A 23,187-nucleotide genomic window follows, 5' to 3' on the forward strand; every position below is an offset into this window, starting at 1 on the left:
GCTACGTGGGGTTGCCGACCGCGGTGCCGAGCTGCTCGGCGGGCACCGGGCGGCCGAACAGCCAGCCCTGGCCGGCGTCCACCCCGAGGGCGGCGAGCCGGGCGCACTGCGCGTCGTCCTCGATGCCCTCGGCCAGGACGTCGACGCCGAGCGCGGCGGCCAGCGCGACCAGCCCGCCCAGCAGCGCACCGGCGGCATCGGAGCCGGTGATCGAGCGGTCGAGCTTGAGCACGGTGACCGGGTAGCGCTGCAGGTAGGCCACCGAGGTGTAGCCGGTGCCGAAGTCGTCGAGGCTCACCCCGACGCCGAGCGCGGCCAGCTCGTGCAGGGCGTCGACGCCGGCGTCGGGCGGCAGCTGGTCGTGCTCGGTGATCTCCAGCCGCAGCCGGTGCGGGGGCAGCCCCGTGCCGGCCAGCGTCGCCCGCACCCCGTCGGCCAGCCCCGGGTCGACCATCGAGGTGCGGCCGAGGTTGACGCTGACCGTCCACTGCTCCGGCCAGGTGGTGGCCGAGCGGCACGCGGTGCGCAGCACCCAGGCGTCGAGCAGGGCGCCGTGGCCCTGCTCCTCGGCGACGGGCAGGAAGGTGTCGGGGGCCAGCAGACCGCGGGTGGGGTGCTGCCAGCGCACGAGCGCCTCGCAGCCCAGCACGGTGCGGCTGGGCAGGGCGACCAGCGGCTGGTGGAGCAGCACCAGCTCGCCGACGTCGTCCTCACCGGCGGCGAGCCGGCGGACGTCGTCGGCCAGCGCCAGGCTGCCGAGCACCTCCTCGCGCTGCTCGGCGGCGAAGCGGGTGGCTCCGCCGCGGGTGGTGCCCTTGCTGGCGTAGAGGGCGACGTCGGCGTCGGCGAGGGCCAGGGGGAGGCTGCTGTCCGCGGTGAGCTCGACCCACCCCGCGCTGCAGCGCACGGGGAACGAGCGCCCGTCGAGCTCCACCGGTTCGGCGAACGCCCCGCGCAGCAGGTCGTCGACGTCCGGGCCGCCGGGCGGGAGCAGCAGCACGAACTCGTCGCCGCCCGAGCGGGCCACGGTGGCGCCGCCGCCGACGCCGGCCAGCAGGCGCAGCGCCACCGACACCAGCAGGTGGTCCCCGGCCTCGTGGCCGTAGGTGTCGTTGACGTGCTTGAAGTCGTCGAGGTCCAGCAGCGCGAGCCGGCCGACGACGGCGTCGGGCGCGGTGACCCCGACGGTGCCGGGGCCCACCAGGTCGTCGAAGGCGACCCGCAGGCCCCGCCGGTTGGCCAGCCCGGTGAGGGGGTCGCGGCGGGCCTGCTCCTCGCTGCCGCGGATGGTCTGCGCGCCCCGGACGATGGCCAGCGCGCTGACCACCGCGGCGCTGCTCAGGTGGACGGTGGCGGGCAGCATGCGTCCGCTGCCCAGCAGCGAGAGGGCGACGGGCACGAGCACCAAGGGGGTGAGCCCGACCAGCCGGGCGGACTCCGACCGCAACCGGCCCAGCACGTGCGGGTCGAAGGCGGCGCGCATGCTCGGGTGCAGCGACCCGGCGAGGAAGGCGCACATCGCCGCCGTCCAGAGCACCGCGGTCGGGTGCTGCGGGCCGGGGATGCGGTCGCCGGAGTCGTTGGCCAGGCAGTCGTAGACCGCGGCGCCGACGCCACCGGCGACCAGCAGCACCATGCCCGGGCCGAGCCCGCCGCGGGAGGCGACGAAGCGCAGCAGCAGGCAGACCAGCACGAGGTCGAAGGGCGCGACGGGCACCGGCCACGCGACGCCGGGGGTCAGCGCCGCGGCGGCGGACTGCCCGACGGCGAGGGTGACGACGACCACGACCACGAGCTGGTCCGTGCGCCGTCCCCAGGTGGCCCGCCCGAGGCGGCGCCGCTCGACAGGTCCGCGTCGCCACCACCGGCCGAACAGGACGGCGAACAGCCCCACGGCCACCGCGATGCCGACGGCCTGCAGCGCGAGGGCCGGCCCGGGGGCGGTGTCGGCCAGCCCCATCGCCAGGCCCCAGCAGGCCAGCATCGCCGCGACGGCCAGCCACGGGTGGTGCCAGGGGGGTCGGTGCAGCCGCACGCCCACCAGCGGGGCGAGGGCGGCCAGCGCGGTGGCCACCAGCACGGCCGGGGTGCGGGTGGGCGGCCAGGCGGTCAGCGGCAGCAGCACGAGGGCGCACAGCAGGGGCACGACCACCGTGCCCCTGGCCGATCCCACCTCGGCATCCTGCGGCACGGAGCGCCGGGTGGTCACCTCCGGGGGGAGCTGGCCGCGGGCAGCTGGTCGGCGGGCACCGGCTGCCCGTAGAGCCAGCCCTGGCCGGCGTCGATGCCGAAGGAGACCAGCCGGGCGTGCTGCGCCTCGCACTCCACGCCCTCGGCGAGCACCTCGATGCCCAGGGCGCCGGCCAGGCTGGTGATGCCCGAGATGAGCTCGGCGCTGGTGTCGTGGCCGGTCACCGAGCGGTCCAGCTTGAGCATGCTGACCGGGTAGCGGTGCAGGTAGGCCAGCGAGGTGTAGCCGGTGCCGAAGTCGTCGAGGCTGACCCGCACGCCCAGCTCGGCCAGCTCGTGCAGCTGGGCGACGCCGGCCTCGGCGGGCAGCTGGTCGTGCTCGGTGATCTCCAGGTGCAGCCGTCCCGGTGGCAGGCCGGTCGACCGCAGGGCCCGGCGCACCCGGACCGACAGGCCCGGGTCGATCATCGACGAGCGGCCCAGGTTGACGCTGACGGTGCGCTCGAGGCCCTGCTCGGCCCAGGTCGCGGCGACCGCGCAGGCCCGGTCGAGCACCCAGGTGTCCACGGCTGCGCCCTGGCCCTGCAGCTCGGCGACGGGCAGGAAGGTGTCCGGGCCGAGCAGGCCGCGCGTGGGGTGCTGCCAGCGCACGAGCGCCTCGCAGCCCAGCACCGCGCGGGTGCGCATGTCGACCAGCGGCTGGAACAGCAGGAACAGGGACCCGACGGCGGGGTCGCCGGCGACCAGTCGGCGCAGGTCCTCGCCGAGGCCGAGCTGGCCCAGCACCGCCTCGCGCTGCTGCGGGGCGAACTCGGTGGCGGCACCGCGGTGCGCGCCCTTGCTGGCGTACAGGGCGATGTCGGCGTCGGCGAGGGCCAGCGGCAGCTCGCTGGCGGGGCTCAGCGGCACCCAGCCGGCGCTGCACCGCACGGGGACGCTGCGCCGGGCCAGGCCGGCCAGCTGCACGGGGCTGCCGAACGCCGTGCTCAGCAGCTGCTGCACCGACGGTGCCCCGGGCCGCAGCACCAGCACGAACTCGTCCCCGCCCGAGCGGGCCACGGTGCCGTCGCCCCCGACGGCGGCCGACAACCGCTCGCCGACCGCGCACAGCAGCAGGTCGCCGGTCTCGTGGCCGTGGGTGTCGTTGACGGCCTTGAAGTCGTCGAGGTCCAGCAGCGCCACCCGTCCGACCTCGGCGTCGCCGGGGCGGGCGTCGACCAGGAGCTGGTCGAAGGCGATCTGCAGGCCCCGCCGGTTGGCCAACCCCGTGAGGGGGTCGCGGGCGGCGTGGCCCTCGCTGGAGAGGAGGGCCTGTGCGCCGCGCACGATGGCCAGCGCGGACACGGCCGTGCCGGCGGCGACGTGCACGATGAGCGGGAGCCGCCCGGGGGCCGGCAGCAGGGCCAGGGCCAGCGGCACGGGGGCCAGCGCCACCAGCCCCAGCACCCGGCCGGACTCCGGGCGCAGGCGGCGCAGGGTGGCGCTGCTGAAGGCGGTGGTCATGCTCGGGTGCAGGGCGGCGAGCACCACCAGGGCCATGGCCAGCGCCCAGACCATCGAGACCGGGGCGTGCAGCGGCTGCAGGCGCAGGCCCGAGGACGACGCCACGGCGTCGTAGACCGCGGCCGCGACGCAGGCGGCGATGAACAGCCGGAGGCTCGTGGTCAACCCCGCACGGGAGAACAGCAGGCGCAGCACGAGCGCGACGAGCATGACGTCGATCGGTGCCCAGAAGGCGCTGGGCGGGGCGTCGGGGGCGTGCGCGGTGGTGACCACCTGGGCCGCCGCCAGCCCGAACAGGACGACGAGGACGGCGAGGTCGGCGCGCCGGCCCCAGACGGCGCGCTCGCGGGTGCGCCGGTCGGTGGGCAGCGAGCGCACGTGCCGGGTGAAGAGGTAGAGCGCCAGGCCCAGGCCGAACACGGTGCCGGCGTCCTGCGCGCGCTCGCCGAACCCGGGCCAGCGGGTGCCGAAGGTGATCGAGAGGGTCCAGCCGACGAGCATGCCGGTGACCACGACCCAGGGCAGCAGCCCGACGGCGCGGTGCCGCAGGGCGCCGACGGCGGGGGCGACGGTGGCCAGCACGCTGATGACGACGACCGCGGTGGGCCGGGTGGCGGGGACGAGGGCGGCCGGGAGCGCCAGGCCGGTGCCGATCCCGAGGGCTGTGGCCAGTGCACGGGGCAGCCGGCCGGACGCGGGGATCACGTGGGCCTTCTCGACCACCGGCGGCCCGGTCTTGACGCCGATCGGCGCGGGTCACCCTCCCGGGTGGTCGACCGGCGCGGTGCGGGTGGTCAGGCGGTGAGGTCGGCGCACCCGGTCTCGTCGGGCAGCAGCGGGCGGAAGGTGATCGCCCAGGTGCTCGTGCCGTCGGTCCAGGGGGTGAGCGCGTCGGCGCCCTGCGCGGCCGCGACGACGGCGGCGGCCTGCTCGCCGGTGGCCACCGTGCAGCCCACCCCGACGCCGAGGTCCTCCCCGGGCAGCGCGGGCCCGGGCCAGGCCACCGGCTCGCGCGCGATGGACGGGTCCGGGCTGTACGGGCCGGTGAGCGCCGCGACGGCGGTCGGGGTCCAGGGGCCCAGCGCCTCGGTGGCGGTGAGGTCGGTGAGGCGCTCGACCAGGTCGGCCAGCCGCTCGCGGGCCGCGGTCTGCTCGGCGCTCAGGGCGGGGTCGCCGATCGCCTCGGTCAGCGCGTAGACCGTGCGGTCGGTGGTGCCCTCGGCCGTGCCCAGGGTGACGGTCGTGGTGCGGGCGTCGGCGATCGAGGGGTCGCCGAGGTCGGCGGTGTCGGTGACGCCGGCGTCCTGCGCGGCCTGCACCAGCTCGGTCAGGGTGGCCTCGTCGACCCGGTTGACCTGCACGTCGGGCCACGCCGGCGCGGGGTGGATCGCCACGACCGGTCCGTTGCTCAGCACCCGGCCGTCGCGGTAGACGCTGACCAGGGGGAGCAGGGCGATGTCGGCGCCGGCCGGGGTGAAGCCGCCGTCCTGGGTCACCCGCAGCACGAGCGCGTCGCCGTCCGTCGGCAGCTCGGGCGCGGTGGCCTCCGCGCCCGTGCTGCCCGTGCTGCCCGAGCCCCCGGTCCCGCCCGGCTGCGCGCAGCCGGCCAGCACCAGCAGGGCCCCGGCGACGGCGAGGGCAGCTCGGGTGCGCATGCCCCGAGCGTCCCCCATGCGTTGATCGTCGTCACCCGGCGCCCGCCCGCGGCGTGTCGCGCGTCCCCCGCCCCCCGCCGGCGTTGATCTTGCACGTGGGCAACGGTGACACGCCGGCAGCCCGCGCGTCGCCGTTGCCGAACTGCAAGATCAACGCCAGGACGGCAGCTCGTACTGGTCGGCGGGCGGGGTGCCGAACCGGCCGGCGATGCCGCCGAGCTTCGTCGCCACCGGACTGGCGGCCAGCTTGAGCGCCGTCCCCAGGAGCGTGCGGCCCAGGTCGGTCTGCGGGTTGGCCAAGCCCGGGGTGCCCGGTGGCAGCGATTGGCCCTTCTCGACGAAGGGGCGCATGCGGGCGTCGTAGTCGGCGAAGGCGGCGCGGTGGTCGTCGTGCGCAGCCAGGCACGCAGCCAGCGTGTACGCGCCGGACAGGGCCAGCGTGGTGCCGATGCCGCTGACCGGGGTGGCGCACCAGGCGGCGTCCCCGGTGAGGACGACGCGGCCCACCGACCAGCGGTCGAGGTGCACCTGGTTGAGGTCCTCGAGGTACATCGGGGCGTCGTCGAGGGCGTCGAGGACGCGGTCGGTCTGCCAGCCGGCGCCGGCGAAGGCCCGTCGCAGCAGGGTGGCCTGGGCGGTGCGGTCCAGGGCGTCGATGCCGCGGACGTCGGTCATCAGGTTGAGCATCGCGCGGGTGGTGCCGACGTCGTCCGGGCGCAGGTTGACCCCGCGGCCGCGGCCGGCGACGTACCAGCGCCACCAGTCGGTGTCCTCCTCGGTGCGCGGGATGGTCAGGTAGGCGATGATCATGCCGAGGTAGCGGCGCGGGGCGTCGGGCAGCACGAGCTCGCGGCTGCGGGAGTTGACGCCGTCGGCGAGGACGACGAGGTCGTAGCGCTCCTGCGTCCCCGACAGGAACGTGACGTCGACGCCGTCGGGGTCCTGGTCGAGGGCGGTGACCTGGTCGCCGAAGCGGTGCGCGACGGCGTCCCCGGTGTGCTCGAACAGCAGCTGGGCGAGCCGGCCGCGCAGGATCTCCAGCTCGGCGGTGGGCCCGGAGGTGTCGTCGGTGCTGGCGGGGAAGCGGGCCAGCTCGCGGCCGCCCGCGCCGAGGAAGACGGTGCCCATCTCGCCGGTGCCGTGCGCGAGCGCGGCGTCCTCCAGGCCCATGCGGCGCAGCACCTCGCGGGCGGCGCCGCGGACGTCGATGTTCTGCCCCTCGTCGCGCAGTGCGTCGGCGCGCTCGACGACGGTGACGTCGAAGCCGGCGCGGGCGAGCCACCAGGCGGTGGTGGGTCCGGCGATGCTCGCACCGGAGACGAGCACGGAGGTCATGGGTCCGAGTCTGGGTGCGCGGCCCGGCTCGCGCCGAGCCGACGCCCCGTCAGTCGTCGAGGGTGATCACCATGTTGACCCCGTTGTCGGGGTGGTAGCTCCAGCTGTAGGTGACCCCGTCCTGGTCGTCGTCCTGGACGCCCATCAGGGAGGTCGTCCGGCCGATGGCCGCGATCGTGGACTGCGGAGTGGACAGCTCCCGCAGGACGCAGTCCATCCCAGCCGTGCTGCCGTACTTGCTGCCGGTGTCGACGACGATCGTTCGGCCCTGGTCCGACAGGGTCAGCGTTCCCGTGCTGTCGTCGCCCTCGCACGCCTCGTACGCCGTGGACAGACGGGCGTCGTCCTCTGCCGCGGCGGCTGCGGCGGCGACCGACGAGGCCTCCGCAGCGTCGCCCGTGCCGGCCTGGTGCCCCAGGACGTACCCCAGCCCGCCCGCCGCGAGGATCCCCGCCGCGACGGCGACGTGCGCGCGACTGAAGCGGTAGGCGCGGCGACCGGCCGACTGCTCCTCGACGGGCGCCGGCTCGGGCGCGGGCTCGGCGCTGATCGGCGCGGTCACGGGCAGGTCTCCTCACGCTTGACGACGCCGAAGTCGATTGAGCCCTCGACCGCGCCGGTGACCTGCTGGCCGGCGGGGACGTTCTGGTCGCAGACGATCCAGTTGGAGTCGAGCACCTGGTTGCGTGAGCCGAGCAGGTCGTGGGAGACCGAGTAGAAGACGCCGTAGGTCTGGACCGTGTTCTGCGCGGTCTGCAGGTCGGTGCCGACCAGGTCGGGCATCGTGAAGTCGACGACCGGCGCGGCCACGGTGGTCGGGGTGGCAGCGGGGGCGGGTGCCGGCGCGGGGACCGGGGTGGTCGGCGCGGCCTCGGTGGTCGGGGCGGCGGCTGCGACCGTGCTGGCGGAAGTAGCAGCCCCGGCGGCGGGCTCGTCGCTGCCGCACCCGCCGAGGCCACCCGCGGCCAGGACCGCGGCGATCGCCCATGCGGTGGGGCGCGCGCGGAACGGCGTGGTCGGCTGTCGGTCCTGCTGGTGAGCTCGTTGCGTCATGGTGGTTCCCCCGTTGATCGGTCCTGCGGCACGGTGCTGAGGACGTCATCGGCTCAGACGGCATCGTCCGGTACCGCCGGGTGTCGATTCGGTCTCGCCCGCCACACGCGGCACGGCTGACCCGGCGGCCCATGTCGAGGACGGGCCGTGCGGGTGGCCAGGGCGTGGCGGTTCCTGACCTGCCACGTGCTCGTCGAGTGGGACGAGCTGCACCCGGTCACCGCCGGACAGGTGCCCGAGCTCGACGCCGAGCTGCTGGCCACGCTGCGGCCCTCGTACCGTTCCTCGGGCCCGGGTGCGGCGGGGCGTCGCCCTCGACCGCGGGCTGCTCGGCGACGACCGCTGGGACGACCTGGTCGCCTTCCACGCCCGCGAGGACGCCTGGCTGGCCGGCGCCGGGGAGCGCGACGACCCGACCTGACCGGGCCGGTCAGCGTGCGCGGGTGCCGTCGGCCCGGAACCCGGCCCGGCGGCCGACCATGGCCAGCAGCCGCACGACCGGCGCGGCCACCACCTGCGCGGCCGGCGAGGGCAGTTGGAACTCGTCGCGGTGGGCGTCGAGCAGCACGGCGAACTGCAGCGGGTTCTTCGGCAGCCCGGCCTTGTTGGCCCGGCCCTCGCTGGCGATCCGGCAGAACGCGGCGAAGTACTCGTCGGCCAGCTTGGACGGGGTGAGCCGGACCCGGACGTGGGCCGGCTCGTCTGTGGGGTTGCCCCAGGTGTGCGCGGCCCCGACCGGGACGACGAGCTCCTCGCCGGCCTCCACCACCCGGGCCACCCCGTCGACCCGGGAGTGCAGCCGACCCGACAGCACGGAGAACGCCTCGAGCTGGCCGGGGTGGCGGTGCGCGACGGCCAGCTTCGCGGCTGGGGACAGGTGCAGGTCGAACTCGCAGTACGCGCCGCCGGTGGAGGAGTTCGTGGCCAACCACGTGAACCGCTCGCCGGTGACGGCGTTCTCGAAGGTGTCGCCGACGTCGACCATGCGTGCTCCGTTCCTCCCGCGGGCCCAGCCGCGCTGGTGGCCAACCTAGGCAGTCTTCCGCTCGACGATGTCGAGATGGACGCTGCGGTTCCGTCCCCCGGGTGGATGCGGCGAGGATGGCCGCACGGACGCGAGGAGAAACCCGATGCCCAAGTACCTGATGCTCAAGCACTACCGCGGCGCCCCGGCCCCCACCAACGACGTGCCGCTGGACCGCTGGACGCCGCAGGAGTGGACCGACCACGTGCGATACATGCGCGACTTCGCCGCCCGGCTGCAGGACACCGGCGAGTTCGTCGCCGCCGACGCCGTCGCGCCCGAGGGCACGTGGGTGCGCTTCGACGGCGAGGGTCGGCCGCCGGTCACCGACGGCCCGTTCGCCGAGACCAAGGACCTGATCGCCGGCTGGATGATGATCGACGTCGACAGCCACGACCGGGCGGTCGAGCTGGCCGGTGAGCTGTCCGCCGCACCGGGCGCCGGGGGACGGCCGCTGGGGGAGTGGCTGGAGCTGCGGCCGGTGATGAGCGAGCCGCCGACCGTCACCGAGTGACCGACGACCTGCGGGCCGCGGTGCCGCAGGTGCTGGCGGCGCTCGTCCGCCGGGGTGCGGACTTCGCCGCCGCGGAGGACGCCGTCCAGGATGCGCTGGTCGAGGGCCTGCGCACCTGGACGGCGGACCCGCCCCGCGACGTCCGGGCCTGGTTGGTGACCGTCGCGTGGCGGCGGTACCTGGACGCCGTCCGCTCCGACGTCGCCCGCCGGCGCCGGGAGGAGGTGCCCGAGGAACCCGTCGAGGTGCCGGGCCGGGACGACTCGTTGCAGCTGTACTTCCTGTGCGCGCACCCGTCGCTCACCCCGTCCTCGGCGGTCGCGCTGACGCTGCGGGCGGTCGGCGGGCTGACCACCCGGCAGATCGCCGAGGCCTACCTGGTGCCCGAGGCCACGATGGCGCAGCGGATCAGCCGGGCGAAGAGGACGATCTCCGGGGTCGGTCTCGGCGAGCCCGGTGACGTCGCGACCGTGCTGCGCACGCTGTACCTGGTGTTCAACGAGGGCTACGGCGGGGACGTCGACCTGCTCGCCGAGGCGGTGCGGCTCACCCGCCAGCTGCACCGTGGGTTCGACCACCCCGAGGTCGCCGGGCTGCTGGCGCTGATGCTGCTGCACGCGGCCCGCCGTCCGGCCCGGTTCTCGGCGGACGGCGCGCTCGTGCCGCTGGCGTCGCAGGACCGGTCGCTGTGGGACGCCCGGCTCATCACCGAGGGGGTGTCGCTCCTGCAGGCCGCGCTGGGCCGGGACCAGCTGGGGGAGTACCAGGCGCAGGCGGCGATCGCGGCGCTGCACTGCGACGCCGCGTCGGCCGCCGAGACCGACTGGGTGCAGGTCGTGGAGTGGTACGACGAGCTGGTCGCGCTCACCGGGTCGCCGGTGGCCCGCCTCAACCGGGCGGTGGCAGTGGGCGAGGCCGACGGCCCGCGCGCCGGCCTTGCCGCGCTCGCCGACCTGGACCCCGGGCTGCCGCGGTGGGCCGCGGTAGCGGCGCACCTGCACGAGGCGGACGGCGACCTGGCCCGCGCCGCCGAGCTCTACGCGCAGGCTGCGGCTGCCGCCACCAACGCCGCCGAGCGCGCCCACCTGCTGCGCCAGGCCTCCCGGCTCAGCGCCTGACCGTCGAACTCCGGCGGCCCGCTCGGGGGCCTGTTCCGGGCCGCGGAGGTGCATCGGGGCACGCCGAGGCCACCGTGGTCAGGTCGGGCCGGTGCCGACGTCCCGGTCCGGGCGCCGGTGGCGCTGGTCGAGGCGGTCGGCCCAGGCGAACAGCAGGACGCCGACGACCATGGCGAGCAGGGTCGACCCGAAGACGTAGAAGACGAGCCCACCGGTCAGGGCATCGCGGGCGAACAGCCACAGAAGGGCCAGGGCGACGACCCAGATCAGCGGGCTGGCCATGCCGACGGCGCCGACGGCGCCGAGCACCCGGACGACGGGGGACCGGTGCCGGGGTGGGTCGGACGGCGGCTGGGGCACGTCTGCAGCGTAGGAGGTGGAGCTGCGCCGCCGGCTGCGACGCCGACGTCGCGGCCGGGTTGACTGGGGGCGTGGACGACGTGGTGGCTGCTCTCTGCTCGACGCCCGTGCCGGTGCCGGAGGCGCCCGACGCCGTCCCGAAGGCGCCGGGGCTCTACGCCTGGTGGGGCCGGTTCGGCGCGCTGCCGGGCATCTCGGGCCCCAAGCACCCGGCCGCCCCGGCGCAGCTGCTCTACGTCGGCATCGCGCCCAACGGGACGACGTCCAGCACGACCCTGCGGTCGCGGGTGGTGGGCGACCACATCCGCGGGACGACGGGCTCGTCGACCCTGCGGCGGTCGCTGGCGGCGCTGCTCACCGACCAGCAGGGCTGGCACAGCCGGTGGACGACGCGGCCCGTGCTGGTCAACCGCGACGAGGTGGCGCTCTCGGCGTGGATGGCGGAGCGGCTGCAGGTCACCTGGGCCGAGCACCCGACCCCGTGGACCGTCGAGGCCGACGTCATCGCCGAGCTGGAGCCGCCGCTGAACCAGGCGGAGAACCGCGGCCACCCCATGCACGCTGTGGTGTCCGAGGCGCGGCGGCGCTGGCGCGAGGCGGCCAAGGCCGCTCGCTAGGGCTGCAGGACGTAGACCCGGTCCTGCAGCAGTCCGGCGTCGTTGCACTCGGCGGCGATGAGCACGCCCGCGCCGTCCGGGGTCAGGCGCGGTGGGTCGAGGTAGCCCTCGGCGCACAGCTGGACCGGGGACGACGCGGCGCCCGAGGCGAGGTCGATCGCCCGCACCTGCATCGGGAAGTCACCGGCGTCGGTGAGGTCGCTGGTGCCCGCGAGGTAGAGGAAGGTGCCGGCGCGGTCGGCGACCATCCCGGCGAACTGGAACACGCCGGCGGGGACCTGGCCGACGGTCTCCACCTCGGTGCTGCCGGCGCGCACCGCGAGCACCGGGGCACCGGCGATGTCCTCTCCGACGGGCACCGCGTCGACGGCGTACACGGTGCCGGCGGCGTCCGTGCTGATCCAGCCCGAGCCCGTGCCGAGCTGCACAGGGTCGCCGACCAGCTGGAAGGCGGTGTCGAAGCGCAGCAGCTGCCAGCTGCCGTCGGCGAGGGTGACCGTGACGGCGCCGCTGCCGTCGGGGGCCAGTGCGACCGGCCCGAGGGTGACCGGTGGGGTGGTGCCCGGGACGTCGGCGACCGGGTCGCTGAAGCGGATGCCCAGGTAGCCGGTGGAGACGCCGCTGGTCGTGTCGACCATCGAGAGCTGGAGGATGCCCTGCAGCTCGGGGAACCCCTGGTCGTAGGAGACGGGGATGTCCGGGAGCAGCACCCGCGAGGCGTCCGGGGTGAAGACGATCCCGGTGGACGACAGCGAGGTGATGGGGTCGGCGTCCGACAGCTGCAGGGGGACGGCGGTCTCGGTGCCGTCGGGGGCGACCCGGATGACCGCCGACGTCCCGATGACGCCGGGGGTCTCGGCGTCGCCGAGCATGACCACCGTGTCGTCCGGGGCGATCGCGGCGGCCGAGATCGTGCCGGTGGCCGCGGCGACGGGGACCGCCTCGTCACCGGTGCCGTACCGGACGAGCCGGATGGTGCTGTCGACCCCGGCGCCGGAGGTCACCGCGACCGCCTCGCCAGCGCTGTCGAGCATCGTGGCGACCACGCGGTCGGTGTTCCCGGTGCCGTCGTACCCGGTGTCGACGTCGGCGACGACCTCCAGCGCGGCCCCGGCCGGGAAGCCCTGACCCTCGACGTCGGTGCTGCGGGCGGCCAGCGTCAGCAGCGGGACGGCGAGGAGGGCGACGGCCCGGGGACGCGGCATGCGCACATCCCACCAGCACCCGCTCGGCGTGTCCGGACGCGGGCACTGCACTGTTGCGTGTCAGATCGGTTCCGCTGGTCCGAACACGGGGGTCCCCATGCGCAGCACCGTCGTCCGTCCCCACCGCGCCGTCGCGGCGGCCCGGTGACCGCGAACCGTCCCGGTCGCGGGGTCTGGTACCTGCTGCTCGCCGTCCTGTCGTTCGGGTTCCTGGCGTGCGTGCCGTTCTGGCACGCGGCGCAGCGTCTGCAGCGGGCCGACGTGCGCCGCTGGGCCGTCGCCTTCACCGCGGTCACCGGGTACCTGGTGGTGCTGGCGGTGCTGACCCCGCGGCCGGCCGCCGACGGCACCCCGGTCGACTCGGCCGTCAGCACGCTCGGCGGGTTCTCCGCGCTGATCGCGATGGTGGTGGCGGCGGTGCGCCTCAACGGGCTGCGCCGCGAGGTCTACGCCGCTCCTGCACCCGTACCGGCCCCGCCGGTGCCCGCCGACCCGGCCGTCGCCGCCGTGCTCGCGGGGCGGCAGAAGCGTGCGGACGCCCGTGACCTGCTGGCCCGCGACCGCTCGATGGCCCGCGAGCTGGGGATCGGCCGGCCGGACCTCGGGCGCGGCTACGACGACGGCGGCCTGGTGGACATCAACACGGCACCGGTGCAGGTCATCGCACAGCGCTGCGACCTGACGCCCGAGCAGGCCGCTGCGGTCGTCGCGGCGCGGGAGGCCCGGGCGGGGTTCTTCAACGTGGACGAGATGCTGATCGACGTCCCGCTGCCCGCCGACGTCGGGGACCGCATCCGCGAGCGCGCCTTCGTCTGAGCTCTCAGCCGAAGGTCGAGGTGACCGGGATGCCGGCCAGCGCCTGCAGGGTGAGCAGGACGACGACCACCGCGTAGCCCGCCGCTGCGACCGCGACGACCCCGAACCGGGTGCGCGAGCTCTGCAGGGCCGGCACGCGGCGGCGCAGCGCCTCGAGGGCGAAGGCGAGCAGCGGGAGCACCTGCAGGGCGTGCATGCCGACGAAGTGCGGCACCCGCAGGTCGCCGCCCACGGTCGACCAGCCCAGCAGCGGAAGGCCCGCACCGCCGTCGGGGACGCCGACGGTGTGGGCGCCGGCGATGCCGGAGAAGCTGTCGAGCTGGCCGGGCGTGGGGGAGGTCATGAAGAAGGCCACCGCCATGCCGGCCAACCCGATCACCAACCCGGCCCGGACGGCGAGCCGGCGGGCGGCGTCGTCCGAGGCACGCCACAGCAGGACGCCCAGCACCAGGGTGACCAGCCAGACCGCGGCGATCGCGGTGCCCATCGACGCCCAGACGGCGGTGTGCAGCGGGGTGGACACGTTGAAGTGGCTGGTGGTGCCGGCTGCGGCGGCGCCGACGATGGCGACCATCTCCACCACCATCCCGACCACGACCACCCAGGCGATGCCGCGGCCCAGCTTCTGCCGCCGGGCGGGCAGCAGGGTGAGCAGCCAGGCGATGGTCACCGCGTAGAGCGCGATGGAGAGGGAGAACTTCAGCGGCTTGAGCCAGCCGTTCGTGCCGGTGATGGTCACCGGGTCGACCACGGCGAGGACGGCGGTGACCACCGCGGTGACGCCCATCAGCGCGGCGAGGGCCAGCAGCGGGCGGTTCAGCGTCGGCGTCGTGCGGGTGGTGGGGCGGTCGAGGACGGCGGTCATGACGGGTTCCCGGGGACGTGGCCGAAACGGCGGACGGATTCGTTGGCCTGCGCCATGCGGCGCAGCCCCGCGAGGAGGGCGTCGCCCAGCACGGTGCCGACGACGACGGTCTGGGCGGCGGTCGCGGGGCCGGCGTCCAGGTTCTTGGTGACGGTGTCGAGGTCGGCCTCGGCGACCACCTCGGCGGCACGGGCGTAGGCGGGCAGGGTCGCGGCGAGGTCGTCGCGACCCAGGGCGTGGTACCGGTCGAGGACGGTGGCGGCGGCGGTGATGCCGGGGCCGTCCTCGGTGAACGTCCACCCCTGGCGGCGGGCGACGTCGGCGATCCGCTGCACCGACTCCGCCGACGGGGGGTGGGTGACGGTGGGCAGCGAGGCCTGGGCGATGCCCAGGGTGTTGCCGAACGGGTGGGCGGGGTCGTCGGCCGCGGCGAGGACGTTCTTCGCGGCGGCGACGCTGAGACCGCCGACCTCGACGAGCGACCGGATCAGCCGGAGCCGGGCGAGGTGCTGCTCGCCGTACTCGGTCTGGTTGTAGCCGGTGCGTTCGCCAGGGGGCAGCAGGCCCTCGCTCACGTACCACTTGATGGATGTCGCGCTGACGCCGCTCTCGCGGGCCAGCTCGGCGATGCGCATGTCGACAGCATCACTATCGATAGCTTCGCTGTCAACAGGTGGTCAGAAGAGCCAGGGGAGGAACCACGCCCCGAGGGCCACGAGTGAGCCCAGCGCCGCGAGCCCGGACACGAGGGGTGCGACCCACCGGACGACGCCGCGCAGCCCGACGGCGCCGAACACGGTGGCCGCGACGAAGCAGCTGGCGGCCCCGGCGGTGATGACCAGGCCGAACAATCCGACGAAGGCCTGACCGGCCACCTCGGCCAACGGGTCGTCGGCCTCCACCTGGCGGGCCTGCACGGCGAAGCCGTGACCGAGCACGAGCATCAGCGACCCGACCGCCCAGGCAATGGCGAACCCGATCCACCACCCAGCCGTCGACCGACGGACCGGAGGGCGCGCGGTCGCCGGGGGCATGGGTGGCCACGGGGGCGTGCACTGCGACAGGGCGGGGTCGGCGGGAGGCACGTCCGCCATCGTCTGCGCCGGAGGGGCTGCCGGGACCCGTAGCGCTACCCAGATCGGTTTCCCGAGCCGTGATGGTGGGGACGGGCAACCACCATGGAGATGCGCACGCTCGGCCGCACCGGCGTCAAGGTCAGCCCGCTCTGCCTCGGGGCGATGATGTTCGGCCAGTGGGGCAACCCCGACCACGACGAGTCGGTGCGGATCATCCACGCCGCGCTGGACGCCGGGATCAACTTCGTGGACACCGCGGACGTGTACTCGGCGGGGGAGTCTGAGGAGATCGTCGGCAAGGCCCTCGCCGGGGGCCGGCGGGAGAACGTGGTGCTGGCGACCAAGGCGCACGGCGCGATGGGGGAGGACCCCAACCAGCAGGGCAACAGCCGGCGCTGGTTGGTGACCGAGGTGGAGAACAGCCTGCGGCGGCTGCAGACCGACCACATCGACCTGTACCAGATCCACCGGCCTTCACCCGAGACGGAGATCGAGGAGACCCTCGACGCTCTGACCGACCTGCAGCGGGCGGGCAAGATCCGCTACTTCGGCTCCTCGACGTTCCTGCCCTCGCAGGTGGTGCAGGCGCAGTGGGCTGCTGCCGATCGACGGAGCGGACGGTTCGTGACCGAGCAGCCGCCGTACTCGATGCTGGTGCGCGGGATCGAGCGGGAGCTGCTGCCGGTGACCCAGGAGTACGGCATGGGCACGCTGGTGTGGAGCCCGCTGGCGGGCGGGTGGCTGTCGGGCAAGTGGCGCAAGGGCGCCGACGCGCCGGAGACCCACCGCGCCTCGGCGATGGGTGGCCGGATGGCCTCGCGCTACGACCTCTCGGACCCGATCAACCAGCGCAAGCTGGACGCCGCCGACGCGCTGGCCGGGGTGGCCGAGCAGGCCGGGGTGAGCCTGCCGCAGCTGGCGATCGCGTTCACGATCCGGCACCCGGGGGTGACGTCGTCGATCATCGGACCGCGCACGATGGAGCAGCTGACCAGCCAGCTGCCGGCGGTCGACGTCGAGCTGTCGGACGACGTCCTGGACGCCATCGACGCGATCGTGCCGCCGGGCACCAACATCCGTGCGGATGACGCCGGCTACGCCCCGCCCGCGCTCACCGACGCCTCGCTGCGTCGCCGCTGACCCACCATCCCTTTCGACGACAGGAGGCGGTCGATGGCGACCGTGGTTCTGCTGGGCACGCTCGACACCAAGGGCGAGGAGTACGGCTGGCTGCGCGCGCAGCTGGAGTCCGACGGGTGCGCGGTGGTGACGGTCGACGTCGGCAGCTTCACGGAGGGCCCGCCGGCCGACGTCCCGTCGGCCGAGGTCGCCGGGCGGTCGGGGGTGGACGTCGGGCCGATGCTGGCGGCGCGGGACCGCGGGGCGGTGGTGGACGCGATGGGCCGGGGCGCGGCGGCCGTCGTCCGGGAGCTGTTCGAGCAGGGGCGGCTGCACGCGGTGCTGGCCGTCGGCGGGTCGGGTGGTTCGTCGATCGCGGCGCCGGCGATGCAGGCGCTACCGGTCGGGGTGCCCAAGCTGCTGGTGTCGACGATGGCGTCGGGGGACGTGTCGCCCTACGTGGGGCAGTCCGACGTGACGCTGATGTACTCCGTCGTCGACATCTCGGGGCTGAACTCGATCTCGCGGGCGGTGCTCGGCAACGCGGCGGCCGCCGCGGCCGGCATGGCGGCGGCCTACCAGCGACGGACGGCGGAGCCGGCGGCCGACGAGAGGCCGCTGGTCGGCGCGAGCATGTTCGGGCTGACGACGCCCGCGGTTGACGAGGCCCGGGCCCGGCTGACCGAGCTGGGCTACGAGGTGCTGGTCTTCCACGCCACCGGCGCCGGCGGGCGGGCGATGGAGGGCCTGGCCGACGCGGGGCTGCTCGCCGGGGTGCTCGACCTGACGACGACCGAGCTGGCCGACGACCTGGTGGGCGGGGTGCTCACCGCGGGGCCGCACCGGCTGGAGGCGGCCGGGAGGCGCGGAATCCCGCAGGTGGTGAGCGTTGGGGCGTTGGACATGGTCAACTTCGGCGGCCGGGAGACGTTGCCCGCCGAGTTCGGCGACCGGCAGTTCCTGGTGCACAACCCCACCGTGACGCTGATGCGCACCACGCCTGCAGAGAGCGCGGAGCTGGGACGGCGGGTCGCGGCCAAGGTCGCCGCGGCCACCGGTCCGGCCGAGGTGCTGCTGCCGGCGGGCGGGGTGTCGGGGATCGACGTCCCCGGTGGGCCGTTCGCCGACCCCGCTGCCGACGAGGCGCTGTTCGGCGCCGTCCGGGAGGGGCTGGCCGGCACCGGCGTGCCGGTGACCGACTGGGACGGCGCGATCAACGACCCCGGCTTCGGCCGGCTGGCCGCCGAGCGGCTGCACGCCCTGATCACCACTGGAGGGAACTGATGGACGCCGCGACCGCACGAGCGCGCCTGCAGGAGACCGCCGCCGCGGGCCGACCGATCATCGGCGCGGGCGCCGGCACGGGCCTGTCGGCGAAGGCGGCGGAGGACGGCGGGGTCGACCTGCTGATCATCTACAACTCGGGGCGCTACCGGATGGCCGGCCGAGGGTCGCTGGCCGGGCTGATGCCCTACGGCGACGCGAACGCGATCGTGGTCGACATGGCCCGCGAGGTGCTGCCGGTCGTGCGGGACACCCCGGTGCTGGCCGGGGTGTGCGGCACCGACCCGTTCCGGCTGATGGGTCCGTTCCTCGACGAGCTGGTGCGGATCGGCTTCGCAGGGGTGCAGAACTTCCCGACGGTCGGGCTGATCGACGGGACCTTCCGGGCCAACCTCGAGGAGACCGGGATGGGCTTCGACCTCGAGGTCGAGATGATCCGCGCCGCGCACGAGCGCGGCCTGGTGACGGCGCCCTACGTGTTCGACGCCGAGCAGGCGGTGGCGATGACCGAGGCGGGGGCCGACGTGCTGGTGCCGCACATGGGGCTGACGACGAGCGGGACCATCGGCGCGCAGACGGCGATGACCCTGGACGACGCGGTCGCGCGGGTGCAGGAGCTGCGCGACGCCGCGGTGGCGGTGCGCCCCGATGTGCTGGTGCTGTGCCACGGCGGGCCGATCGCCGAGCCTGCCGATGCGCAGTACGTGCTGGAGCGCACCACCGGAGTGGCCGGGTTCTTCGGGGCGTCGTCGATGGAGCGGCTGCCGACGGAGAAGGCGATCGCCGCTCAGGCGGCCGAATTCAAAGCGCTGCGGCTGAGGTCAGCCGGCGCGTGAACAATCCATCGCATATTGCCCGGCCATCTATACCGTCCCGTCGGATCAATTTCCTCCTGGCCCCGCGGGTCGAAGGGTGATGGGCCGGGTACTGGTCCGGGGCGGCGGGGCCAGGTGGCGAACGCGGCGATCGGCCAGCCGATTGGTCGGGCGACTGCCGACGCCAAGCTGCCGTGCTCTGCACGCCGATGACGATTGTCTCCCGCGCCTGGTCAGTCGCCGCGGCCGTGGCCAAGGATGCGCTGGTCGGTCCGAGCATGACGCGGATTCGGCACTGACGACGACACAGGAAGACCGCGGCGCGCCAACGTATGGCTTAATCGGGGTGGGCTTCGGTGGCATGGGTAGCGCGGCCGCCGCGCCGGAAGCAGCGGGTGCTCGGCCTGGAGCGGTTCGGCCCGGCGCACGACCGGGTCTCCAGCTACGGCGGCTCCCGGATCACCCGGCAGTCCTACTTCGAGGACCCGGCCTACGTGCCGCTGCTGCTGCGGGCCTACGAGCTGTAGGACCAGCTGGCCGACGACTCCGGCGCCGACGTGATCACGCTGACCGGCGGGGTGTTTCTCGGCCGCCCGGACAGCCTTACCGTCGCCGGCAGCCTGCGCGCCGCCAGGGATTGGGGGCTGCCGCACGAGCTGCTGGACGCCGGGGAGATCCGGCGCCGGTTGACGGGTATCAGGCCAAGCACAAGGTGCAGGCGGTGGAGGTTGCTCAGGCCCGCGCGATAGGTGAAGCAGCGAAGGCTGACGCCGAAGCGGGCGCGAACGAGCTGGCCGTCATGGCAGAAACGATTGCCGGCCTCGAAGCGGCGCTACAAGCACAACGTAACGCCCAACGGCGCAGCTTCACCGACGAGTATCTTGATCTTGGGGCAGGCGACGTCTGGCCCGTAGCGCCGCCGACACGCGTCCTGCGCTTACTCGGCCACGTCCGCGACCTTACGACCCGGACGCGACGGATCTCCTGTCCAACGAGTACGGCGCGGTCGCGGTCCAGATGGCTGAACGGTGGCGCGAGTTCTTTCCGCACGGTGGCAACATCCACCTCAGTCGCGTCGGCCAGGCTGTCGCCCCGGTGAACGGAACGTGACCTATCTTGGCTCACTCGGCGACTGGTCGGCCGAAGAACATCTTGACGGGGTGGTGTGAGTGGAAGCCAAGACCTGGGCGCTCGGAGAGATCCTCAAGCCTGAACGCCGATACATCATTCCGACGTTCCAGCGCAGCTACGAGTGGACCGAAGAGAAGCAGTGGCGCCTGCTCTTTGCAGATCTGGTGGCCACAGCGGACAGGCTCCTCCAGAGGCGGCTGTTCGCCAAGATGACCGATTCGCAACCGGACGAGGCGTCGGTCTCGCCGCACTTTCTCGGGGCAATCGTCTGTGATTCCTTGCCGTACCCGGCGGGAGGTGTCGCCCTCAGGTCGGTCATCGACGGTCAGCAGCGACTGACCACCCTTCAGCTCCTGCTTCGCGGGCTCCTCGACGTCGTGCAGGAAGAGGACGTCGACGGTGAACTGAAGGGCAAGGCCAAGTCCCTGTCGAAGATGATCAGCAACGACGAGGACAGCGGGGCCTCCCCTGAGGACGTCTACAAGCTGTGGCCCCGCAGGGACGACCGGGTGTTGTGGCCCATGGTCATCTCCGATCACGTTCCGGCGTACGGCAAGAGCGATCACCTGTACCTACAGGCTCGCTGCTACTTCGCCGAGGCCGCTCGCGAGTCGCTCAGCCAATCCGTCGGGGAGGAGCGAGGCGAACGAGTCCGCTCGCTCGTCGATGCCGCCGACACGCTCTTCAAGCTTGTCGTCATCGACCTGGAGAAGAATGACGACGCCCAGGTGATCTTCGAGGTACTCAACGGTCGGCAGACGGCACTGTCGGCGTCCGACCTCGTCAAGAACCTAATCTTCCTCCGTGCCGAGTTCGCGAAGGCCGAGCACCTCGAGTTGATGTACGACCGGTACTGGGCTGGATTCGACGACCCGTGGTGGAAGAAGAAGGTCGGCACCGGCCACGCTGCCCGCGGTCGGCGCGACGTGCTCCTGTCCGTCTGGCTCACGGCGACCACCGCAACCGACGCATCGGTGGGAAACCTCTACGGCGAGGTGCGCGCCTACCTCGACCGGGAGAAGCCGAAGACCGAGGAGCTGCTTGCAGGCCTCAAGGCGTTCGCCGAGGCGTATCGAGAGGTCTATGCCGAGCGGCAGGTTGAGGATGAGGTGCTGCGTCGGGCGTACGACCATCTGATCCAGCTCGGCAACCTGACCGCTATACCGCTCCTGACCTGGCTCCGAACCCTCCCAGACACCTTCGTCGGCTCAGATGAGCACCGCGACGCAGTGCAGGCCGTCGAGTCGTTCACCGTCCGAAGAATGATGGCCGGGTCCGGCTGGGGCACGCGCAACTACGGTCAGATCTTCGTCAAGGTGATGGCCGACGCCAAGGCCGCCCCGCTTGGTGGCGTGCGCGACGCCATCGTCGCCGCGCTCCACGAAGCAGGCTGGCCAACCGACGACGAGCTGCGGACAGCCATGCTGGGCAACAACTTCTACGGACAGAATCAGAAGCGCCAGCGACTCGTCCTGGGAGCAATGGACAGTCGTCTTCGCGCCGACGACCCGAAGCAGGCGCCGGCCGCCGTGGACTACAGCAAGCTCCAGATCGAGCATGTCCTGCCAGGCAAGTGGGAGAAGCACTGGCCGCTGGACGAGTCGCTGGGTGAGGTCGAACGGATCAAGGCGATGGACGCACGAAACCTCGCCAAGAACACGATCGGCAATCTGACCCTGGTGACTCGGTACTTCAACGGCTCAGTCTCCAACCTTGGCTGGGCCGACAAACAGCCGGAGTTCGCAAAGCAGAGCTCCATCCTTCTCAACCTCGGCATCGCCGCTGTACCGCAGTGGGGAGAAGTCTCGATCGAGGAGCGGGGGATCGCACTTGCCGCGATCGCAGCGAAGGTCTGGCCCTCGGCGGAGGCTCTCGGCCACGTCCCGTCGACTCCCGAGTCAGCGGAGGGAGCGCCGGGTGTCGGTTGAAATGTCGGGGGAAGTCGAACTTTTCAGTGACGGCGAAGGAGTCGTGGTCGCGGGAGATCCGTCGGCTGTCGAAAGATTCCTCGGCCATGCCGGTCTCCTGGAGCAGGCTCAGCAGTTCGACTTGAGCAGGCTCAGCACCGTCGTCAAAGCCGGGGCTGACGCCGTCACAACTGTCTCCGGGATAGTCGAACAGTCCGCGATGTACCTGAAGCTGACGCCCGAGTCGGCGCAGCGGCTCAAGGACGCGGGCGGTCTCATGAAGAGCAAGACCAAGGGCATCAGCCACGCCATGCTCGGCGAGACGGGCAAGAAGTCACTCAAGTGGCTCCAGGTGGAAGATGGTCCGAGGTCCCTGCTGTTTAACCCCGCCGTGCTCTCGGGTGTGGGCGGCCTCATGAGTCAGTTCGCTCAGCATTCCGAGGCACACGAGCTGAGGGCACTGCTTCTTCGCATCGACGAGAAGCTCGACGATGTGCGCCGCGCACAGCGGGACGCCGTACTCGCCAGGATGACGGGCGCGGCAGCTGCCATTGACGAAGCGATGACCATCCGGGGCCAGGGCGGCGATCCGAAGACCCTCTGGGACAAGGTAAGCGGCGTGTCCGACACGATCTTGAACGTGCAGGATGAGGCGCTGCTAGAACTGCGTGCACTCGTTGACAAGGTCGATGGCAAGAGCAGGACGGGGCAGCTGAAGCGGGCCGTTCAGGAGATTGAGCGTGAGGTTGCGGTTCAACTTGCGATCCTGGCTCGTTCCTTCGAGCTGCAGGATGAGTTCAGGGTGGTCGAGCTCGACCACGTACTTGCCACAGCGCCGGAGAAGCTCGAAAGTCACCGCCTTGGCCTTTCTATTGCTCGAGAGAAGCGGCGGGCCGGCGTCGTGGAGTGCACGATGCAGCTGATGTCCCGAGTGGATGCTGCGGGTGTGATCGCCAACGGCAACATCGTCCTCCACGCGCGAGCCGCCAGAGCCGTTATCGACTCCGTCAACGCGACGGCAGTGATTGTTGACGACTTTCACGCCCCTCTCGGGGTCGAGTCGGCTCGTGCGTCGCTGGCTGTCATTCCATGGGGGGAGGCGCTGGGCGACCCACGGCAGCGCCGGGCCGCCGCCAAGGAAGCCGGTCAGAAGGTGCTGGTCGGCGCTGGCGCGGTCATCACCGTCGCCGCTTCCGGCTACGGGTTGGCCACGAAGAACGGTTCCAAGCCCAGTTCATAATCTGGATTGCGGACGGGTCTGCTTGGTGCGGCCGCCGGACCGCACGAGGCCGCCGGGCACCAAGGGGGGACTCACTGATCCAGTCTTCGGTATTAAGGCTCTGTTTTGAGAGCTGGGTTTGGGAGGCGGCCCTTCGGCGGCGTGCCGACGGCGGCCCGGCGGCCAAAATGTTCGAGGACTGTGCTCTGCGGGTGATGATCGCTGGCACCGGGGAACGGTCCACCTGCCGGCCTTAGCGCCGCCGCCCCGCCGCTTCCGGTCATCGGCGCCCCGCGACCCCTCGCGCCGCCCTGCATCTGCAGGCGCGAGGCGGCGACGCGAACAGGGACAGCCCGGCGTTGCGCCCGCCACCTGCATCCC

23 protein-coding genes are annotated in these 23,187 nt (G+C 73.2%); 11 read left to right on the plus strand and 12 right to left on the minus strand.

The features are described from left to right. Window position 1: 1 nt before the first annotated feature. The 6 genes from BLP29_RS16465 to BLP29_RS21310 form a co-directional block, all read right to left on the minus strand. The gene (locus BLP29_RS16465) at window positions 2-2,173 is read right to left on the minus strand and encodes a putative bifunctional diguanylate cyclase/phosphodiesterase (RefSeq protein ID WP_133379209.1); all 2,172 of its coding nucleotides are present in this window, start codon (window positions 2,171-2,173) and stop codon (window positions 2-4) included. 32 nt (window positions 2,174-2,205) lie between these two features. After that, window positions 2,206-4,398 carry a putative bifunctional diguanylate cyclase/phosphodiesterase gene (locus BLP29_RS16470; protein ID WP_133379211.1) on the minus strand — a complete coding sequence of 731 codons (2,193 nt, stop codon included), beginning with the start codon at window positions 4,396-4,398 and terminating at the stop codon, window positions 2,206-2,208. Between the two features lie 89 nt (window positions 4,399-4,487). After that, window positions 4,488-5,348: a hypothetical protein gene (locus BLP29_RS16475; RefSeq protein ID WP_092806550.1), complete on the minus strand. Its 861-nt coding sequence runs from the start codon at window positions 5,346-5,348 to the stop codon at window positions 4,488-4,490. Between the two features lie 150 nt (window positions 5,349-5,498). Beyond that, on the minus strand, window positions 5,499-6,683 hold the full coding sequence (locus BLP29_RS16480) for an FAD-dependent monooxygenase (RefSeq protein ID WP_092806552.1): 1,185 nt from the start codon (window positions 6,681-6,683) through the stop codon (window positions 5,499-5,501). A gap of 49 nt (window positions 6,684-6,732) precedes the next feature. Next, window positions 6,733-7,245 (minus strand): hypothetical protein, encoded by a 513-nt coding sequence (locus tag BLP29_RS16485; protein WP_092806554.1) that lies wholly within the window; start codon window positions 7,243-7,245, stop codon window positions 6,733-6,735. After that, window positions 7,242-7,736: a PASTA domain-containing protein gene (locus BLP29_RS21310; RefSeq protein WP_092806556.1), complete on the minus strand. Its 495-nt coding sequence runs from the start codon at window positions 7,734-7,736 to the stop codon at window positions 7,242-7,244. The genes BLP29_RS16485 and BLP29_RS21310 overlap by 4 nt, the downstream gene beginning before the upstream one ends. A 295-nt stretch (window positions 7,737-8,031) precedes the next feature. Here BLP29_RS21310 and BLP29_RS21830 point away from each other — a divergent pair, with 295 nt between their 5' ends. After that, the gene (locus BLP29_RS21830; RefSeq protein ID WP_279385457.1) at window positions 8,032-8,157 is read left to right on the plus strand and encodes a hypothetical protein; all 126 of its coding nucleotides are present in this window, start codon (window positions 8,032-8,034) and stop codon (window positions 8,155-8,157) included. Between the two features lie 9 nt (window positions 8,158-8,166). Here the strand turns inward: BLP29_RS21830 and BLP29_RS16495 are convergent, their stop codons facing one another. Beyond that, a complete protein-coding gene (locus BLP29_RS16495) occupies window positions 8,167-8,721 on the minus strand; it encodes a cupin domain-containing protein (RefSeq protein WP_092806558.1) in 555 nt (184 codons plus the stop codon). Window positions 8,722-8,866: 145 nt separating this feature from the next. Between BLP29_RS16495 and BLP29_RS16500 the strand changes: the two genes are divergently transcribed. Continuing rightward, window positions 8,867-9,274 (plus strand): YciI family protein, encoded by a 408-nt coding sequence (locus tag BLP29_RS16500; protein ID WP_092806560.1) that lies wholly within the window; start codon window positions 8,867-8,869, stop codon window positions 9,272-9,274. Continuing rightward, window positions 9,271-10,392, plus strand: a complete 1,122-nt coding sequence (locus BLP29_RS16505; RefSeq protein ID WP_092806562.1) for an RNA polymerase sigma factor — start codon at window positions 9,271-9,273, stop codon at window positions 10,390-10,392. The genes BLP29_RS16500 and BLP29_RS16505 overlap by 4 nt, the downstream gene beginning before the upstream one ends. Before the next feature lie 78 nt (window positions 10,393-10,470). Here the strand turns inward: BLP29_RS16505 and BLP29_RS16510 are convergent, their stop codons facing one another. Next, on the minus strand, window positions 10,471-10,752 hold the full coding sequence (locus BLP29_RS16510; protein ID WP_133379213.1) for a hypothetical protein: 282 nt from the start codon (window positions 10,750-10,752) through the stop codon (window positions 10,471-10,473). A gap of 71 nt (window positions 10,753-10,823) precedes the next feature. Between BLP29_RS16510 and BLP29_RS16515 the strand changes: the two genes are divergently transcribed. After that, complete coding sequence (locus tag BLP29_RS16515; protein WP_092806566.1) at window positions 10,824-11,369, plus strand: GIY-YIG nuclease family protein; 546 nt, start codon at window positions 10,824-10,826, stop codon at window positions 11,367-11,369. On the opposite strand, the gene BLP29_RS16520 is transcribed toward BLP29_RS16515, so the two are convergent. Continuing rightward, the gene (locus BLP29_RS16520; protein ID WP_133379216.1) at window positions 11,366-12,574 is read right to left on the minus strand and encodes a hypothetical protein; all 1,209 of its coding nucleotides are present in this window, start codon (window positions 12,572-12,574) and stop codon (window positions 11,366-11,368) included. The two genes, BLP29_RS16515 and BLP29_RS16520, sit on opposite strands and share 4 nt — an antisense overlap. A 144-nt stretch (window positions 12,575-12,718) precedes the next feature. Here BLP29_RS16520 and BLP29_RS16525 point away from each other — a divergent pair, with 144 nt between their 5' ends. After that, window positions 12,719-13,390, plus strand: a complete 672-nt coding sequence (locus BLP29_RS16525) for a hypothetical protein (RefSeq protein ID WP_092806570.1) — start codon at window positions 12,719-12,721, stop codon at window positions 13,388-13,390. A 4-nt stretch (window positions 13,391-13,394) separates the two neighbouring features. Here the strand turns inward: BLP29_RS16525 and BLP29_RS16530 are convergent, their stop codons facing one another. From BLP29_RS16530 to BLP29_RS16540, 3 genes are read right to left on the minus strand one after another with little or no spacing between them, the layout of a single operon-like run. Further along, window positions 13,395-14,255 carry a hypothetical protein gene (locus tag BLP29_RS16530; protein ID WP_092806572.1) on the minus strand — a complete coding sequence of 287 codons (861 nt, stop codon included), beginning with the start codon at window positions 14,253-14,255 and terminating at the stop codon, window positions 13,395-13,397. Next, window positions 14,252-14,890, minus strand: a complete 639-nt coding sequence (locus BLP29_RS16535; RefSeq protein WP_092806574.1) for a MerR family transcriptional regulator — start codon at window positions 14,888-14,890, stop codon at window positions 14,252-14,254. The genes BLP29_RS16530 and BLP29_RS16535 overlap by 4 nt, the downstream gene beginning before the upstream one ends. A 42-nt stretch (window positions 14,891-14,932) precedes the next feature. Next, entirely contained in the window at window positions 14,933-15,199 is a 267-nt protein-coding gene (locus tag BLP29_RS16540) for a hypothetical protein (protein ID WP_092806576.1), read from the minus strand. A gap of 234 nt (window positions 15,200-15,433) precedes the next feature. On the opposite strand from BLP29_RS16540, the gene BLP29_RS16545 reads away from it, so the two are divergent. From BLP29_RS16545 to BLP29_RS16570, 6 genes are all read left to right on the plus strand, one after another. Continuing rightward, window positions 15,434-16,471 carry an aldo/keto reductase gene (locus tag BLP29_RS16545; RefSeq protein WP_092806578.1) on the plus strand — a complete coding sequence of 346 codons (1,038 nt, stop codon included), beginning with the start codon at window positions 15,434-15,436 and terminating at the stop codon, window positions 16,469-16,471. A gap of 33 nt (window positions 16,472-16,504) precedes the next feature. Beyond that, window positions 16,505-17,734: a Tm-1-like ATP-binding domain-containing protein gene (locus BLP29_RS16550; protein WP_092806580.1), complete on the plus strand. Its 1,230-nt coding sequence runs from the start codon at window positions 16,505-16,507 to the stop codon at window positions 17,732-17,734. Continuing rightward, window positions 17,734-18,570 (plus strand): phosphoenolpyruvate hydrolase family protein, encoded by an 837-nt coding sequence (locus BLP29_RS16555; protein ID WP_092806582.1) that lies wholly within the window; start codon window positions 17,734-17,736, stop codon window positions 18,568-18,570. The genes BLP29_RS16550 and BLP29_RS16555 overlap by 1 nt, the downstream gene beginning before the upstream one ends. 335 nt (window positions 18,571-18,905) lie before the next feature. Next, window positions 18,906-19,076, plus strand: coding sequence for a hypothetical protein (locus tag BLP29_RS21315; protein ID WP_207798557.1), 171 nt, complete (start codon window positions 18,906-18,908; stop codon window positions 19,074-19,076). Window positions 19,077-19,718: 642 nt separating this feature from the next. Continuing rightward, window positions 19,719-21,608 (plus strand): DUF262 domain-containing protein, encoded by a 1,890-nt coding sequence (locus tag BLP29_RS16565; protein WP_092806584.1) that lies wholly within the window; start codon window positions 19,719-19,721, stop codon window positions 21,606-21,608. After that, the gene (locus tag BLP29_RS16570) at window positions 21,598-22,827 is read left to right on the plus strand and encodes a hypothetical protein (RefSeq protein WP_133379218.1); all 1,230 of its coding nucleotides are present in this window, start codon (window positions 21,598-21,600) and stop codon (window positions 22,825-22,827) included. Before BLP29_RS16565 ends, BLP29_RS16570 begins: the two co-directional genes overlap by 11 nt. The last annotated feature ends 360 nt before the right edge of the window (window positions 22,828-23,187 follow it).

The sequence above is a fragment of the Klenkia marina genome, assembly GCF_900101025.1.
Taxonomy (GTDB): domain Bacteria; phylum Actinomycetota; class Actinomycetes; order Mycobacteriales; family Geodermatophilaceae; genus Klenkia; species Klenkia marina.